At 68.3% G+C, this 17,189-nt stretch carries 13 protein-coding genes and 1 pseudogene; 8 read left to right on the forward strand and 6 right to left on the reverse strand.

Going from position 1 to position 17,189, the window contains the following annotated elements:
- Positions 1-104 precede the first annotated feature (104 nt).
- Positions 105-740, reverse strand: a pseudogene (locus tag LMQ14_RS11605) (DUF2275 domain-containing protein); the annotation flags it as partial.
- Between the two features lie 146 nt (positions 741-886).
- On the opposite strand from LMQ14_RS11605, the gene LMQ14_RS11610 reads away from it, so the two are divergent.
- A complete protein-coding gene (locus tag LMQ14_RS11610; protein ID WP_267734862.1) occupies positions 887-2,455 on the forward strand; it encodes a PPE family protein in 1,569 nt (522 codons plus the stop codon).
- Between the two features lie 6 nt (positions 2,456-2,461).
- Here LMQ14_RS11610 and LMQ14_RS11615 read toward each other — a convergent pair whose 3' ends face one another.
- Genes LMQ14_RS11615 through cobG form a run of 3 tightly spaced genes read right to left on the reverse strand, consistent with a single transcriptional unit; the run spans position 2,462 to position 5,682 of the window.
- Entirely contained in the window at positions 2,462-3,937 is a 1,476-nt protein-coding gene (locus tag LMQ14_RS11615; protein WP_267734863.1) for a precorrin-2 C(20)-methyltransferase, read from the reverse strand.
- Entirely contained in the window at positions 3,934-4,560 is a 627-nt protein-coding gene (locus LMQ14_RS11620) for a precorrin-8X methylmutase (protein ID WP_267734864.1), read from the reverse strand. The genes LMQ14_RS11615 and LMQ14_RS11620 overlap by 4 nt, the downstream gene beginning before the upstream one ends.
- Positions 4,561-4,569: 9 nt before the next feature.
- The gene (gene cobG / locus LMQ14_RS11625; protein ID WP_267734865.1) at positions 4,570-5,682 is read right to left on the reverse strand and encodes a precorrin-3B synthase; all 1,113 of its coding nucleotides are present in this window, start codon (positions 5,680-5,682) and stop codon (positions 4,570-4,572) included.
- A 120-nt stretch (positions 5,683-5,802) separates the two neighbouring features.
- Here cobG and LMQ14_RS11630 point away from each other — a divergent pair, with 120 nt between their 5' ends.
- Complete coding sequence (locus tag LMQ14_RS11630) at positions 5,803-7,260, forward strand: flavin-containing monooxygenase (RefSeq protein WP_267734866.1); 1,458 nt, start codon at positions 5,803-5,805, stop codon at positions 7,258-7,260.
- Positions 7,261-7,262: 2 nt separating this feature from the next.
- On the opposite strand, the gene LMQ14_RS11635 is transcribed toward LMQ14_RS11630, so the two are convergent.
- The gene (locus LMQ14_RS11635) at positions 7,263-8,750 is read right to left on the reverse strand and encodes an HNH endonuclease signature motif containing protein (protein WP_267734867.1); all 1,488 of its coding nucleotides are present in this window, start codon (positions 8,748-8,750) and stop codon (positions 7,263-7,265) included.
- A gap of 149 nt (positions 8,751-8,899) precedes the next feature.
- Here LMQ14_RS11635 and LMQ14_RS11640 point away from each other — a divergent pair, with 149 nt between their 5' ends.
- The 4 genes from LMQ14_RS11640 to LMQ14_RS11655 all read left to right on the forward strand — a co-directional run bounded on the left by LMQ14_RS11640 (position 8,900) and on the right by LMQ14_RS11655 (position 14,198).
- A complete protein-coding gene (locus LMQ14_RS11640; RefSeq protein ID WP_267734868.1) occupies positions 8,900-9,184 on the forward strand; it encodes a hypothetical protein in 285 nt (94 codons plus the stop codon).
- A 45-nt stretch (positions 9,185-9,229) separates the two neighbouring features.
- A complete protein-coding gene (gene cobN / locus LMQ14_RS11645; protein ID WP_267734869.1) occupies positions 9,230-12,805 on the forward strand; it encodes a cobaltochelatase subunit CobN in 3,576 nt (1,191 codons plus the stop codon).
- Positions 12,806-12,945: 140 nt separating this feature from the next.
- Positions 12,946-13,332 carry a PPOX class F420-dependent oxidoreductase gene (locus tag LMQ14_RS11650; protein ID WP_267734870.1) on the forward strand — a complete coding sequence of 129 codons (387 nt, stop codon included), beginning with the start codon at positions 12,946-12,948 and terminating at the stop codon, positions 13,330-13,332.
- 8 nt (positions 13,333-13,340) lie between these two features.
- Positions 13,341-14,198: a type 1 glutamine amidotransferase domain-containing protein gene (locus LMQ14_RS11655; RefSeq protein WP_267734871.1), complete on the forward strand. Its 858-nt coding sequence runs from the start codon at positions 13,341-13,343 to the stop codon at positions 14,196-14,198.
- Between the two features lie 2 nt (positions 14,199-14,200).
- On the opposite strand, the gene LMQ14_RS11660 is transcribed toward LMQ14_RS11655, so the two are convergent.
- Complete coding sequence (locus tag LMQ14_RS11660; RefSeq protein ID WP_267735464.1) at positions 14,201-14,893, reverse strand: dienelactone hydrolase family protein; 693 nt, start codon at positions 14,891-14,893, stop codon at positions 14,201-14,203.
- A gap of 73 nt (positions 14,894-14,966) precedes the next feature.
- Between LMQ14_RS11660 and LMQ14_RS11665 the strand changes: the two genes are divergently transcribed.
- Positions 14,967-15,524 carry an FxsA family protein gene (locus LMQ14_RS11665; RefSeq protein ID WP_267734872.1) on the forward strand — a complete coding sequence of 186 codons (558 nt, stop codon included), beginning with the start codon at positions 14,967-14,969 and terminating at the stop codon, positions 15,522-15,524.
- A 106-nt stretch (positions 15,525-15,630) separates the two neighbouring features.
- Positions 15,631-17,163, forward strand: a complete 1,533-nt coding sequence (locus tag LMQ14_RS11670; protein ID WP_420714675.1) for an amidohydrolase — start codon at positions 15,631-15,633, stop codon at positions 17,161-17,163.
- The last annotated feature ends 26 nt before the right edge of the window (positions 17,164-17,189 follow it).

Genomic DNA, 17,189 nt, shown 5'->3' on the forward strand with positions numbered 1-17,189 from the left:
GACCGGTTGATCGGCCGCAGGTGGCCGCGCCGCCGACCGACGAAACTGGCGGGCAGCTCGCCATCGAAAGCGTCGAAATCGGATTCGCGTGGTCGGCGCCCGCCCGTCCGCTCGCGCGCCACCAGCACCGCGAACGCCAGGCCCAGCAGCACGGGCACGTGGCTGGCAACGCGCGTCGCGGTGACCTGTCCGTCGAGCGCGTCGGCGGCCACGTAACCGATCAGCCCAAGCGAATAGGCACCGGCAATCGCGGCGACCCCGGTCGCCATCACGGGCCAGATACCGGCGGCAACCATCGCCGCGCCCAGCGCGAGCGACCACGCGGTGGATTCGTGCAGCAAATGTTCGCCGGACATCGCCCCGTGCATGTGGTGCGACACCATGCCGAAGTTGACTCCGCCGATTTGGGCAGCCGCGATCGCCACCTGGAATACACCCACAGCGATAAGTCCCCATCGCGCGTAACGCGCTCGCACCGCCCGCATCCAGCCGTGACGCGCTTCGGGGTCCTCGTCGATACTCGCCATGATTCGGGCGACCAGGTCCGGTCCGTCTCCGGGCTCGATCGAGGCGAGCCGTCGAGTCTGCGTGGCCGCGCCGATCAGCCAGGTGCGGCACCCGCGACACGTCTCCAGGTGGGCGTCGACCTGCTGCGCGAGCACTTCGGGACGCTCGCCGTCCAATCGGGCGGAAAGCGCCTCACGCGCAACGTCACACCGCATCCCTGCATCGTTGCGCATGCGTGCGCCGGGCGCAAAGAAGAAACCGGGTGGAACTAAAACGCGTCGGGCAACGACCACTGAAGACAAGCATCGCCAGCCCCCATCGCCATCAGGCCCACCGAAGAGGTACTCGTGCCGCCGCTCGCCCTGGAAGGCCCGCTTCAATGACCGCCCCGATCTGGCTCGCGTTTCCACCCGAGGTGCACTCCACCCTGCTGAGCAGTGGGCCCGGACCTGGGCCGTTGTTGGCGGCTGCTGGTGCGTGGTCGGCGCTGAGCACCGAATACGCCGACGCCGCCGACGAACTCACCGGGCTGCTGGGTGCGGTGCAGGCCGGCGAGTGGCAGGGCCCGAGCGCTGAGCAGTACGTCGCTGCCCACGCCCCGTATTTGACCTGGCTGCTCGCCAGCTCCGCGGACAGCACGGCTGCGGCCGCGTTGCACGAGACAGCCGCCGGCGCCTACACGGCCGCGCTGGCCGCCATGCCCACGCTGGGCGAGCTGGCGGCGAATCACGCCATCCACGGCGCCCTGGTCGCCACCAACTTCTTCGGCCTCAACACGATCCCGATCGCGGTGAACGAGGCCGACTACGCGCGGATGTGGGTGCAGGCCGCGACGACGATGAGCGCCTATGAGGCCGTCAGCGAATCCGCACTCGCCGCGGTTCCGCCGTCGACGCCCGCGCCGCAGATCATGATGGCGGCCGCGGATACGTCGACCACCCAGCAGCAAGCCACCACCGCGGCGCAGCAGTATCCGTCCTGGATGGATCAGCTCGAGGCGTGGCTCCGGCAGTACACGACCAGTTTCGCGTGGCCCGTGTCCAAGGACCTCAACCCCGGCGGCTGGCCCTTCCCGCCGGTGCCTTGGGTCAACAGCCTCGCCTCATTTTTCACGCAGCTGGGACTGTCGCCCACTCTCGCAAGTGCCATGGGCTGGGCCATCTTTCACACCCTGATGATCTTCTGGCCGTTCATCCAGGTCGCGGTTCAGCTGGCCGTCGTCGCCATCCCGGCGATGATGGTTATTGCCGCTGCGGGAGCCGCCGGTGCGGCGGCGGGCGCGGCGGCGATCGCGGTGAGCACCGCGGTTCCCCTGGCGATTCAGCCGCAGCTGCCCGCGATGGCACCCACGCCGATGCCCACCGCGCCGGCCCCGGCGGGATTCGGCAATGTGCCGAGCACCTCAAGCGCCAGCGCACCCGCGCCCGCCCCCGCTTCTGCGACGGCCGCCCCCTCGCCCGGAGCCCCACCGGCCGGTGCCCCACCCGGAGTTAGCTTCGGTCCGACCAGCACTACCGGACTCGGGGCGGGCCTGTCCGACGCGCTCTGGGCCGTCGGCCTGTCGGGCTTGTCGGGGAGCAGTAGTGCGAAGAATCGCTCACGCCGCAAGTCCGAGGAGCCCGCGTCGGACGACGCCGACGCGCCGGGTGCGGCCGCGGCGGCATCCGCCAAGGAGAAGTTGAAGGCCCGGCGGCGTCGGGCGCAAGACGCCAAGGACAAGGCCTACCGCTACGAATACATGGACCTGGAGGACGCGCCTGCCGGGCCGGACGACGAGCCCGTCACCTCGGTAGGGGAGTCCGGCGCGGGGCCGCTCGGATTTGCCGGGGCCGCAGTCAAATCCGGTGCCGGCCACGCCGCGGGGCTCACGACGCTGGGCGGCGACGGGCTGAACGACGGACCGTCGGTGCCGATGCTGCCGAGCAGCTGGGGCCACGACGGCAAGTGACCGGCTTCAGGTCGGATAACGCCGGGGCGTGAACACCTTGTCGCCGGAATCGCCTGTGTACCACTGGGTTTGAGACGATCCGACGATCAGCAGGCAGCGCATGTCGACGTCGGCGGCATCCAGGTCGGCCAACCGCACCACCCGGACGCTTTCGTCGGGCCCGGATACGTTGCGCCCGATCACAACCGGCGTTCCCGGTTCGCGCTGGGTCAGCAAGACGTCGCGCATGGCGCCGACCTGCCAGGTCCGGCTCTTGGACGCCGGGTTGTAGATGGCCAGCACCAAATCGGCGGCGGCCGCGGCGGCCAGGCGCGTCTCGATCACGTCCCACGGCTTGAGCCGGTCCGACAACGAAATCACCGCGTAGTCGTGCCCCAGCGGCGCACCGACCCGGCTGGCGACGGCCTGCGCGGCGGTCATCGCCGGGATCACGCGGACCTCTACTCCGGGCCATTGTTTGGCCTCTTCCAGGACGGCGGTGGCCATCGCGAACACTCCCGGATCGCCCGACGACACCACTGCCACGGCACGGCCCTGTTCGGCCAGCGCGCAGGCCAGGCGGGCCCGCGCCGGTTCGTCGGTGTTGTCGCTGGGATGGCGCTGCTGACCGTCGCGCACCGGGACGCGATCCAGGTAGTTGCCGTAGCCGATCAGGTCGGTCGCGGCGGCCAGCTCGCGTCGGCTTTGCGGTGTCATCCAGTCGTTGTCGCCGGGACCCAGTCCCACGACCGCGACGGCCCCGACCGGCGACCGTTCGAACCGCCGCCCGCCCGGCAGCATGGCCAATGAGAAGTACGGCACGCTGGCCTCGTCGACGTCCGCGGCCGGCGAAATACGTTGCGCGGCGGTGCTGGCCCGCTCCACATAGAACGCCTCGTCCAGCCGTCCGGACGCCGAAAGTGCTTCCCGGACAGCGTGATACGAGCGGCCGAGCTTGAGCACCACCGCAGCGTCCGCGTCGGCGAGCCGCCGGGTCAGCTCGGCGACCGGCAGGGTGCCCGGCAGTATCGACAGCACCTCGTCGCCGGCCACCAGCGGCGTAGCGACGGCGGCCGAGGCGGCGCTCACCGACGTCACCCCCGGCACGATGACGGCGTCGAACCGCTGGGTCAGCCGGGTGTGCAAATGCATATAGGAGCTGTAGAACAGCGGATCGCCCTCGGCCAGCAGCGCCACATTGCGTCCGGCGGCGAGGTGCGCGGCGATGCGCTGGGTGGCTTCGACATAGAAGTCCTCGATCGCACCGGCATAGCCGCCGGGATGATCGGTCGTCTCGGTGGTCACCGGATAGACGAGGTGCTCCTCGATCTGGCCCGGCCGGAGATACGGTTCGGCGATGCCGCGGGCGATACTGCGGCCGTGCCGGGCGCTGTGGTAAGCGACCACGTCGGCCTCGCCGATCACCCGGGCGGCCTTGACCGTGACCAACTCCGGGTCGCCGGGTCCCAGCCCAACGCCCCAGAGTGTGCCGCGACTTGTCATTCGGCGTCGCTCGCGATCGCGTTGACGGCTGCGGCGGCCATCGCGCTGCCACCGCGACGACCTCGCACCACCAGATACGACATTCCGCGCGGGTTGTCGATCAGCTCCTGCTTGGACTGGGCCGAGCCGACGAATCCCACCGGCCCGCCCAGCACCGCCACCGGCGCCGCGGCTCCCTCGTCGACGAGTTCGAGCAGCCGGAACAGGGCAGTGGGCGCATTGCCGATCGCCAGCACCGCGCCGTCGAGTCGGTCAGCCCACAGTTCCACGCCCGCCGCCGAGCGGGTGATGTGCCCTCGCTTGGCCAGCTCGGGTGCGCGGGGGTCGGCCACCAACGACACGACCTCGTTGCCGGCAGGCAGCCGTGCCTTGGTGATCCCGGCGGCCACCATCGACGAATCGCACAGCACGGGGGCGCCATCTCGCAGCGCGGTCCTGGTCCGCGCCACCACGGAGGCCGTGAAGGCGACATGCTCGGCGACGTCAACCTGCCCGCAGGTGTGGATCAACCGGACCACGACCTGCGCTATGTCGGCGGGAAAACGTGCCAGGTCGGCCTCGGCGCGGATAGTCGCGAACGACTGGCGATAGATCTCCGCCGCATCGCGGATGTAGTCGAGCACGTGCTCACCCTAGCTACGCAGCAGCCGGTATCCGTCCCCGGTGGCGACCAGCACCTGGCCGGTCGGCGGGCTGCCGCACGCGCGCTCGCAGCCGACGAAGTGCCGATGCACCGCGGAATCAGTCCCGACGAGGTGCGCCGCGTCCGCCCGCACGTCGGCGGCCGAGCGTGCGCAGCCGGGGCTTCCGGTGCAGGCGCTGACGTCCAGCCAGGGGGAGTGCTCGTCGAACACCAAGCCCAGCGGCGCCAGCACCCGCAGCGCGGCGTCGGCGACACCTTCGTCCAGGTCGCAGACCAGCACCGAGCGCCACGGCGTGATCACCATCGGGGCCTCGATCACCGCTAGATACTCCGCGACCTGCGCGGGCAGCACACCCAGTGGTACCGCGGCACCCAACGCAACCCGGCCTTCCTGACCGGGCCAGCCCTGGACTATCCAGCCCACCGGCGGCTTGGTGACGGGCGCAAAGGGGGCGGCGCTGAGCTCGGCGCCGGGCAGCAGATCGTCGATGTCATCCAATTCATGGATTCGCCAAGCATTTTCGCGTATCTCGGTGAACCGGACGGCGACCCCGACCAGTGTCGCGACCACATCGTCGGCGGCCATTCGCAGACCGGTGTCGCGTCCCATCAGCAACAGTGCGTAACCGTCTTCGCAAACGTGCACCCCGACGTCGGCGCCCAGTCCGGACACGTCGGCGCGGCCGTCGTCGATGCTGAACCAGAACCGGCCGCCCAGGTCCACCAGCTTGGGCTCGGCGCAGATCGCCGTATCCAGCGCGCTCACCCAGGCTCGCACGTCCGCGCGTCCGCCGGCGCGCCCGGACAGCGGTGAGGCGACGATGTTGCGCACGCGTTCGTGTGTCGCAGACGGCAACAACCCGGCGTCGGCGATGCCCTGGGCGACCGCCGCCACATCGGTGATCGCGCGCAACTGCACATTGCCGCGGACGGTCAGCTCCAAGGTGCCCGAGCCGAAGCCACTTGCCAGGCCGGCCAGCGCCGCCAGTTGCGGGGCGGTGATCATCCCGCCAGGCAGGCGCACGCGGACCAGCGCGCCGTCGGCGGCCTGATGCACCTGCAGCGCACCAGGGCAGGCGTCGGTGTCGCGATTTCGGGCCACGTCTCCACGGTAAGGCAGAGCGTAGGGGTGAAAACACCAATTGTCTGGCCCGTTCTCGACCCCACAGCCGGGCGCCGCGTCACTACCGTCGGCCTCATACGGGGGAAGTTGGTGATGATCATGACGCAGCAGCGTCGGGTGAAAGTCGCGGTAATCGGCGCCGGGGTGTCGGGCCTGTGCATGGCGGCCAAGCTGCAGGACGCCGGAATCGAGTCGTTCACCGTCTTCGAGAAGGCCGACGAGGTCGGAGGTACCTGGCGCGACAACACGTATCCGGGTCTTACCTGTGACGTTCCGTCGCGGTTTTACTCCTACTCGTTTGCGCCCAACCCGAATTGGTCGCGGTTGCTGTCGCCGGGGCCGGAACTACAGGCCTACTTCCGGCGGGTTGCCGACGAACGTGGCATCCGGCGCCACATCCGTTTCGGCTGCGACGTCACCCGCGCCGAATACGAGGACGGGACATGGCATCTCACCACAACGTTCGGCGAAGAGACGTTTGACGTGGTCGTCGCGGCGACCGGCATATTGCGCATACCTAACTATCCCGACATTCCGGGTCGCGAGACGTTCGCCGGGGTGGCATTCCACTCGTCACGCTGGGATCACTCGGTTACTCTGCCGGACAAGCGAATCGGCGTGATCGGGAACGGCTCGAGCGGTGTGCAGATCATGGCGGAGCTGGGCGACGGCAAGGTGCGCCACTTGACGCTGTTCCAGCGCACCGCGCAGTGGGTCTTGCCGCTACCCAACGCGCGGTACTCGCGGCTGACCCGGCAGCTACTGACCCGCGTGCCGGCGTTCAATGTGCTGGGGCACTGGTTTTGGGGCAACTTCTCGCGGCGTGTGTTGGGCCGCGCTCCGATCCGTCCGGGATTGCGTCGCAGTCTGGTCCAGGCCAGCTGTCGATGGAACCTGCGCTCGGTGCGCGACCCGGAACTGCGGGCCAAACTCACCCCGTCGTACCAGCCGATGTGCAAGCGGCTGGCGATGTCGGGGCGCTTCTACCGGTCGGTGCAGCACCCCACCGTCGACGTGGTCACCGATCGGATCGACCACATCGAGCCCCGAGGCATCGTGACCGTGGACGGCACCCTGCACGAACTCGATCTGCTGGTCTACGCCACCGGGTTTGACGCCCGCGCCTATGTGCGTCCGCTGCAGCTGATCGGGGAGGGCGGGATCACCCTGGACGAGGCATGGGCCGACGGGCCGGTCGCGTATCGGTCGGTCGCGGTGCCGCGGTTTCCCAACCTCTTCATGCTGATCGGTCCGCATTCGCCGATCGGCCACCAGTCTTATATGGCCATCGCTGAGGACCAAGCCGACTACGCGATCTGGTGGATCAAACAGCTGCGCACCGGTTTGGTGCATTCCGCCGCGCCGACGGAAGTTGCGACCAAGGAATACAACGAGCGCCTGAAAGCCGCTATACCGCAGACTATTTGGGCTTCAGGGTGCAACAGTTGGTACGTGGGCAAGGATGGCCTGCCCGAGGTGTTCCCCTGGACACCGGAGACCCATACCCAACTCCTGCGTCGACCCGAGCTTGCCGACTTCGACGTGCGCACCAGCTGATTTCAGAACGGCGGCGGTTGATTTCGTTCGGCGACATGAGCTGCGTTGAGCGCACGTTCGGCGTTGATGCGGTAGATGCGATCTTGTTCCCGCGTATGTCGTCGTCTGGGCATCATCACGCCATGAGTGGCGCGCGGATGATCAACCCTTGGCGCCGTGGGTAATTCACCGGTCGACGTGCACAGCGTGGGGAAGAGTAGTCGGCTACCGGCCCGGGTGGTGTAGGTGTGGCCACTGGGCGACGTCCAGACAACGGTGCCGTCGGGCCGCTGCTCGTCGCGCCAGGCTGTCCAGAAAGTCTTGAGCAGATGATGTTTTCGGCACAGACACTTGAGATTTGACGGATGGGTGGGGCCGAACGGATACGGGATCGTATGGTCGATGTCGCAGATCTCGGCGGGGCGATCGCAGTTGGGGAATCGGCAAGTCAGGTCGCGGCATCGCACAAACGCGTCTAGCGCCGCCGAAGGGCGATAGCCCGGCTCCGCCGGCTTGTCATTGCCGGGATGACGCACCGGCCGCACCTTCGCACCGTTCCGAATCAAGTCAGCGAGCCGTGGCGAGGGAACCGTTCCGCCGCCCGTGATCAACGCCGAAGGCCGGTTGTCGCCTTCGGTCGCCGCCTGTGACGGCATTTCGCCCGACATATGCACGTCGGGCTCATCCCCGAGTGCCGACGCCTCGGCGACGACGTGGACGACGACACCCGCCGCCCGCTCGTCGCGCTGCACACCCGCCCCGCATTCGGCGTTATCGCAGCCGCAGGCGAGCCGCTGGCCTCCCGCGGCCAGGACACCCAACGCGTCCGCACGGCGCTGCGCAAGCGTCCGTGGGTCGTCGTCGCAGACCTCGTGCGCCATCTGCAGCAGCCGCCGGTCCAAAGCGGCCGCGTCGCTGGAGTACAGCCGGCCCCAGAACGCGGCGGTTCCCGACTCGTCATTGGCCAGGTCGATCACCACATCGCGGCTCCGCGCGGCGGCGCGAATGCGCCGCAACGCCCCGGGGTCATGGCGGTCGACTATCGCATCGATGGCTTGTGCCGTCTTGTCGATCGACAGCGGCCCATATCGGACCGCATCTTTGGCCAGCGCTGCATCGACAAGCTGCAGCGTGTCCGCGTCTTTGATCAGATCCGTGTGCCACACGATGGCAGCGGCCAGCCGCGCGCTGATCGCACCGTCGGCGAAGACTGCCGACACCCGAGGAAGGCGATCGCGCAGCGCGATGGCCAAATACATCTGACCAGAAGCCATGCCATGGCTAATTCCTTGTGCAGCAGAGATTTCGGCGGCCATCGCATCCCAGTTATCGCACGACCAATCGACATGGTCGACGGGGCCCGCCGCGCGGCGGCGCACCAGTTCGGCGATAGCGGCGAGTCGGCGCGACGAAGCGGCGGCTTCGGCACGCGCCCACCCCGCGATGGCCGCGACCAAAGTCTCGTCGTCGGCGCGCACCAGCGCGTCTGCACCTTGCAATTCATCGAACATACTTTCGAATATTAGCTGCGGGCACCGACAAGTCCGGTCGCCACGGCGACACCGTCGTGGCGCTCAAAATCCGGCATCGAACATGCGCGCTCCGGTGCGGTTTGTGGCAAAGTTTGCTGAGGGGGACAACTCGGCCACGGAGAGCTGTGATGTTCGGCATAGCGAATCGTTTAGCACCCGTCGTCCCGGCCGCCCTCGCGTTGGCCGTTGTCGCGACCACGCTGTCGCCGGCAGTAAGTAGAGCAGCCCAATGTGGCGAAGGGACCCGGTACGACGCGCCGTCCAACACCTGCGTCGTCGCCGCGCAGGCTGCACCGCAAGCTCTGCCGCCCCCGCAGGCTCCGCCGCCTCCGCCGCCTCCGCCGCCTCCGCCGCACGTCTGGGTCAGCATCTGCGCGCCCATCCGATTCATCAGCATCTGCACCGGGACCTGAACGGGCGCTGTGCCCCCGGTGGTCGCCTTGCGGTACGAATGACGGGTGGCTGAGCCGACGATCGTCCTGCTGTCGACGTCCGATACCGACCTGATCAGCGCTCGTTCCAGCGGGAAAAACTATCGGTGGGCCAACCCCGCGCGACTGTCCGACGATGAGCTGCCCGATCTCTTAGCCGACGCGGAGATCGTGGTGGTCCGGATCCTCGGCGGCTACCGCGCCTGGCAAAGCGGCATCGACACCGTGATCGCCAGCGGGATTCCGACGATTCTGGTCAGCGGCGAGCAGGCCGCCGACGCCGAGTTGACCGGACTGTCCACGTTGGCCGCCGGCATCGCGGTGCAGGCGCACATCTACCTGGCGCACGGCGGCGTGGAAAACCTGCGCCAGTTGCACGCTTTCCTGTCCGACACCGTGCTGATGACCGGCGTCGGCTTCACCGAGCCGGTGGTTACCCCGACCTGGGGTGAGCTGGAGCGGCCGCAATCGCGGCCCACCGATGGTCCGACGATCGCGGTGCTGTACTACCGCGCGCAGCATCTGGCCGGCAACACCTCCTACATCGAATCGCTGTGCGCGGCGATCGAAGATGCCGGTGGGCGACCGCTGCCCGTCTATTGCGCGTCGCTGCGCACCGCCGAACCCGAACTACTGCAACGGCTCGGCGATGCCGACGCCATGGTGGTCACGGTGCTGGCCGCCGGGGGACTGAAGCCCGCGACCGTGTCGGCCGGCGGCGATGACGACAGCTGGAACGTCGAACACCTTGCCGCCCTGGATGTTCCGATCTTGCAGGGCCTGTGCCTGACAAGCTCACGCGATCAGTGGAATGAGAATGACGACGGCCTGTCCCCGCTGGATGTCGCCAGTCAGGTGGCGGTGCCCGAGTTCGACGGGCGCATCATCACCGTCCCGTTCTCGTTCAAAGAGATCGACGACGACGGGCTGATCTCGTATGTGGCCGACCCGGAACGGTGCGCACGGGTCGCGGGCCTGGCCATCCGGCACGCGCAGCTGCGGTATGTCGCCCCTGCCGACAAGCGCGTGGCCCTGGTGTTCTCGGCGTATCCCACCAAGCACGCCCGCATCGGCAACGCGGTCGGACTGGATACCCCGGCCAGCGCGGTAGCCCTGGTGCGGGCCATGCGTGACCGCGGTTATCGGGTCGGCGATCTGCCCGGGATCGATGCCAACGATGGCGATGCACTGATCCACGCGCTGATCGAACGCGGCGGGCAGGACCCCGACTGGCTCACCCAGGAGCAACTGGCGGGCAACCCGATCAGGGTTTCTGCCAAGGACTACCGGGACTGGTTCGCCACGCTGCCCGAAGAATTCCGCGAGGTGGTCGAGACCCATTGGGGGCCGGCGCCTGGCGAACTGTTCGTCGATCGCGCTAATGACCCCGACGGCGAGATCGTGGTCGCCGCAATGCAATCCGAGAACCTGGTGCTGCTGGTGCAGCCGCCCCGCGGCTTCGGCGAGAACCCCGTTGCCATCTACCACGATCCGGACCTGCCGCCCAGCCACCACTACCTGGCCGCCTACCACTGGCTGGACGCTAGATTCGGATCGCACGCCGTGGTGCACCTGGGCAAGCACGGCAACCTGGAGTGGCTGCCGGGCAAGACGCTGGGCATGTCGGCGGCCTGCGGATCCGACGCGGCGCTGGGCAACCTGCCGCTGATCTACCCGTTCCTGGTCAACGACCCCGGCGAGGGCACTCAGGCCAAGCGACGGGCCCACGCGGTGCTCGTCGACCATCTGATCCCGCCGATGGCCCGCGCCGAAAGCTACGGCGACATCGCACGTTTGGAGCAGCTGCTCGACGAGCACGCCAACGTTGCCGCCCTTGATCCCGGCAAGCTGCCCGCCATCCGTCAGCAGATCTGGACGCTGATCCGGGCCGCCAAGATGGACCATGACCTCGGCCTGACCGAGCAGCCCGAAGAAGACACGTTCGACGACATGATCCTGCACGTCGACGGCTGGCTGTGCGAGATCAAGGATGTCCAGATCCGTGACGGCCTGCATATTCTTGGGCAAAAGCCCACGGGCGAAGCGGAACTCGACCTGGTGCTGGCCATCCTGCGGGCCCGCCAGCTGTTCGCGGGCGAGCATGCACTGCCGGGTTTGCGACAAGCACTCGGTCTCGCCGAAGACGGCACCGACGACCGGACCACCGTCGATCAAACCGAGGCGGTGGCACGCGGCCTGGTCGCGGCGCTGCAAGCCAGCGGCTGGGATCCCGAGGCCGTCGATGGGATTACCGACAATGCCGAGGTGGCCGCGGTGCTGCGGTTCGCGGCCACGGAGGTGGTGCCCCGGCTGGCCGGTACCGACGCCGAAATCGACCAGGTGCTGCGGGCGTTGGACGGCCGATTCATTCCGGCCGGCCCGTCCGGGTCGCCGCTGCGCGGCCTGGTCAACGTGCTGCCCACCGGCCGCAACTTCTACTCCGTCGATCCCAAGGCGATACCGTCCCGGCTGGCCTGGGAAGCCGGTGTCGCGCTTGCCGATTCACTGCTGGCTCGATATCACGGCGACCATGGGGAGTGGCCGCAATCGGTCGGGCTGTCGGTGTGGGGCACCTCGGCGATGCGCACCGCCGGCGACGACATCGCCGAAGTCCTTGCGCTGCTGGGTGTTCGGCCCGTGTGGGACGACGCGTCGCGCCGCGTGGTCGGCTTGACGCCGATCCCGCTGGCCGAGCTGGGGCGCCCGCGCATCGACGTGACCGTGCGGATCTCGGGATTCTTCCGCGACGCGTTCCCACATGTCGTCACGATGCTCGACGATGCGGTGCGCCTGGTCGCCGAACTCGACGAGCCCGCCGACGGCAACTTCGTCCGCGCGCACGCGCAGGCCGACCTGGCCCAGCATGGCGACCAAAGGCGGTCCACTACAAGGATTTTCGGGTCGAAACCGGGAACCTACGGCGCCGGGCTGCTGCAGCTGATCGACAGCCGGAACTGGCGCGACGACGCCGACCTCGCGCAGGTGTACACCGCCTGGGGTGGGTTCGCTTACGGACGCGACCTCGACGGCCGCGAGGCGGTCGACGATATGAACCGCCAGTACCGGCGAATTGCGGTGGCCGCCAAGAACACTGACACCCGCGAGCATGACATCGCCGACTCCGACGACTACTTCCAATACCACGGTGGCATGGTCGCGACGGTGCGAGCGCTGACCGGTAAGGCGCCGGCCGCCTATATCGGCGACAACACCCGGCCCGACGCGATCCGCACCCGCACCCTGTCCGAGGAGACCGCGCGGGTGTTTCGGGCCCGGGTGGTCAATCCCCGCTGGATGGCCGCGATGCGCCGGCACGGCTACAAGGGCGCGTTCGAGATGGCGGCCACCGTCGACTACCTCTTCGGCTACGACGCCACCGCAGGCGTGATGGCCGACTGGATGTATGAACAGCTCACCGAGCGCTACGTGCTGGATCCGGAGAACCGCAAGTTCATGACGGAATCCAACCCTTGGGCATTGCACGGCATGGCCGAACGCCTGCTGGAGGCGGCCGGGCGCGGCATGTGGGCCGAGCCGCAACCGGAAACCCTTGACGGTCTGCGCCAGGCGCTACTGGAATCCGAGGGCGACCTCGAAGGCTGACCTAGCTCGTCGACCAGTTCGTTGGCCGTTGCGGCGGCGAGATCGACGCGATTACGGTTCGCCGGGTCCGATTGGACGAGCTGTGCCGCGTCGCGCAGCCGACTGCTGAGAATGTCAACGTTCCCGAGTAGGTTGAGACCGTGACGCCCACCTTCGCCGACCTCGCCAAGGCGCAATACATCCTGCTGACCACCTTCACCAAGGACGGGCGACCCAAGCCGACCCCGATCTGGACCGCCGTAGACGGCGACCGGCTGCTGGTGATCACCCAGGAAACCTCGTGGAAGGTCAAGCGGATTCGCAATACGCCCCGCGTGACGATGGCGACCTGCACGATGCGCGGTCGCCCGACGAGCGAGGCGGTCGAAGGCACCGCGGCCCTGCTCGACAAGTCGAACACGGGCACCGTCTACGACGCGATCGGCAAGCGTTACGGCATCGTTGGCAGGGTCTTCAACTTCTTCAGCAAGCTGCGCGGCGGCATGGAAAACAACATCGGCCTCGAACTCCGAGTGGCCCAAGGCTAAAGCCCTCCATGGGTACGGTGCTGATCCCGATCCCGGACCGCGACTTCGACCCGACCGAGGTCGCCGTCAGCTGGCGGGTCTTGACCGACAACGGTCACCGGGTGATCTTTGCGACCGAAAGCGGCACGGCCGCGGTGGCCGACGACATCATGGTCACCGGTCGGGGTTTGGATATCTGGTCCGCGCTACCGGTTTTGGGTTCCTTACCGCTCGTCGGGCTGGTGCTGCGCGCCGACACGAACGGCCGCGACGCGTACGCCGCCATGGTGCGATCGCCGGAGTACCGCCATCCCGGCCGCTGGAGAAATGCCACGCTGGACGGCGTCGATGCGGTGCTGCTACCGGGCGGTCACCGCGCCCGTGGAATGCGCAGCTACGTCGACAGCGGCATCCTGCAGCGCCTGGTGATCGAAGCCTTCGGCCGAGAACTGATCGTGGCCGCGATTTGTCACGGTGTGCTGCTGGCCGCGCGCAGTGTCGATCCCGGCACGGGTCGCTCGGTGCTCTACGGACGCAAGACCACCGCGCTCACCTGGGCGATGGAGGGGCTGGCCTGGCGGCTGACCCGGATCACCCGATTCTGGGATCCGGACTACTACCGGACCTACCCCGAGCAGCCCGGTCAACCCGGTGGCTACATGTCCGTGCAGTCGGAAGTCACTCGCGCGCTTGAAGATCCGACGGATTTCCGCGACGTCGAGCGTGGCACGCCGCACTGGCGGCGGAAGTCCTCCGGGATGGCGCGGGACACCGCGACCGACTCGCGACCCGCATTCGTCGTCGACGACGGCAACTACATCTCGGCGCGCTGGCCCGGTGACACGCATACCTTCGCTGGTGTCGTGTCGGACAAGTTGAAAACGTAGCGCTACCGCAGGTGCTCACCGAAGAACGAGAACACCCGGCTCCACGCGTCTTCGGTCGCGTCGTCGTCGTAGCCGAAGCCCGCGATCCTCAACAGTGGTTGGGCGGGAAGGGTATTCGCGAAGCTGTGCCCGACGCCGGGATAGACCTTGACGTCGTTGGTGATGTGTTTGGCGGCAATCACTTCGCGCAACTTCTCGGGCGCGCCCTTGCCCAACGGGTCACGCGCGCCGAAGCTTGCCACGATCGGGCACGCCCCCTCCAGCGTGTCGTTCAGGTGACGCGGCAGGGGAGCGCCGTAGAACGGCGCCGAAGCACCAAAACCCCTGGGCGACATGACGAGTGCAAATTGACCGCCCATACAGAAGCCGGCGATTCCCACCTGTCCGGAGCAGTCCGGCCGGGCTTGCAAGTAGTCGCGGGCAGCAAGAATGTCGTCAAGCGCGCGGCCACGCTGTGTCATCAGTTCACGCATGACCCGGGTGATGCAGCGGACGCGCCCGCCCCGTGCGTACATATTCGGAGTCACCGTCACAAAGCCCGCCTGGGCGATTCGGTCGTTGGTCGACTCCTTGTCCCGGCCATAGCCGAAGGCGTCATGGATCACCACCACCCCCGGCCAGGGGCCATTTCCGGGTGGAATGCTCAGCAGCGCATCGATCGGTCCGTCAGGGGTATCGATCTCAATCGTGGTCATATCGTCATCTAACTGCAGCCGCGTCACCGATCACTAGGGGAACTCGAGTGCGACCCGCGGACGTTGGGATCACATGGTGAGCCGGTTGTTACTCCTCTATGCCGTCGTTGAGCTGGCGGCGATCTTCGCGCTGGTCTGGGCCGTCGGGTGGGGCTGGACCCTGCTGAGTCTGCTGGTCACGTTCGTTCTCGGCTGGGGGCTGCTGGCCCCGATCGCGGGGTCGCAGCTGATTCGCGACATCGGGCAGATGCGCTCCGGTCTAAAGGAACCACGCACCACCCTGGGCGACGGCGCGCTGGTGACCGTGGCGACGGCGCTGGTCCTCGTTCCCGGATTGGTCACCACGGTTTTGGGGACGTTGCTGCTGCTTCCGCCGGTGCGTGCGGTCGCCGGGCCCGGATTGACCGGGCTAGCGCTGCGGGGTCTGCAGCGACGCGCACCGCTGGTCAGCTACGCGTCGACCTTCACCGAGACCTTCACCGGTTTCCGTCCCGACTCCGCGGGCGACGGCCGCGACTACATCGACGGCGAGGTCATCGACGTACACGACTTCGAGTCGACCGCGTTGCCGAAGGACCGGCCCGCCGACGAACACTGGGGCGGCCCCCGATACGCCGCCGGCCCGAACTGATTGCCTCGGGCGCTGCTGCCCGTATTTTTGCGATGTGACCGCGCTTCCGACCACCCTGCTGCTGAACGGGCGGGTGCACAGCCCTACCCATCCCGATGCGACCGCGATGGCGGTGCGCGGCGACGTCGTTGCGTGGCTGGGCAGCGATGACGTCGGTCGCAGGCAGTTTCCCGACGCCGAGGTGGTGGACCTCGAGGGCGGCTTCGTGGCTCCGGCATTCGTGGACAGCCATATTCATGTGACCGCGACCGGCCTCACGCTGAGCGGGCTGGACTTGCGGGGGGCCACCTCGCGCGCGCGGTGCGTGCAGCTGGTCGCCGAGTATGCCGCCGCGCACCCCGGCGAGGCGATATGGGGACATGGCTGGGACGAGTCGTCGTGGCCCGACAACAGCCCGCCGTCCACCGCCGATCTGGACGCGGTGCTCGGCGACCGACCGGCCTACCTGGCGCGTGTCGACGTCCATTCCGCGCTGGCCTCGACGGGGCTCCGCAGGCTGGTGCCGGACCTCGCGGCAGCGCGCGGTTTCGCCGCTGACGGGCCGCTGGCCGGCGCCGCGCACCACCTGGTCCGCCGCGTCGCCCGTGGCCTGCTGACGGCCGCGCAGGTGGAAGATGCCAGGTCCGCCGCGCTGGGCGCCGCGGCGGCGTCCGGCATCGTCGCCGTACACGAATGCGCGGGACCCGAGATCGGTGGCCTGGACGACTGGCTGCAACTGCGCGCCTTCGATCACGGTGTCGAAGTGATCGGCTATTGGGGTGAAGCGGTGACCACCGCCGGGCAGGTCCGCGCGCTGATGGAGCAGACCGGTGCCCGCGGGCTGGCCGGTGACCTGTTCGTCGACGGGGCCCTGGGGTCGCACACCGCCTGGCTGCACCAGCCCTACACCGACGCCCCGGAGCGGGTCGGCACCTGTTACCTCGACGCCGACGTCATCGAAGCGCATGTCCGGGCATGCACCGAGGCGCAGGTGACGGCCGGTTTCCACGTCATCGGCGACGCCGCGGTCTCGGCGGCGGTCGACGCCTTTGAACGAGTCGTGGCCGACCTCGGCGTGGTTGCCGTCGCCCGCTGCGGGCACCGGCTGGAGCACCTCGAGATGGTGACCGCCCACCAAGCCGCCAAACTGGGCGCGTGGGGCGTTATTGCCAGCGTGCAGCCCAATTTTGATGCGCTCTGGGGAGGTCGCGACGGCATGTATGCGGATCGTCTCGGCCCGGAACGAGGCAGCGGGCTCAATCCACTTGCGCTGTTAGCATCCCAAGGCGTGCCACTCGCGCTAGGTTCCGACGCCCCCGTGACGGGACTCGACCCCTGGGGAAGCGTGCGCGCGGCGGTCCATCACCACACCGCGGGCAGTGGCGTCTCGGCCCGGGCAGCGTTCGCCGGCGCCACGCGCGGCGGTTGGCGCGCGTGCGGTGTCCGGGACGAGAACATGGGCGCCCTGGTGCCCGGTGCTCCCGCCTCCTACGCCGTGTGGGACGCCGGCGAACTCGACGTCCACGCCCCGGACGACAGCGTCCAGCGGTGGTCCACCGACCCGCGGTCGCGCGTTCCCGCGTTGCCCCGGCTAGACCCGGCCGATGACCTGCCGCGATGCCGGCAAACCGTCCACCGGGGTGCTGTCATCCATGGCTGACGAAAGGCCCGGTTGGGACGACCCAC

Origin of the sequence: Mycobacterium sp. Aquia_213, assembly GCF_026625985.1 — a bacterium.
GTDB lineage: Bacteria > Actinomycetota > Actinomycetes > Mycobacteriales > Mycobacteriaceae > Mycobacterium.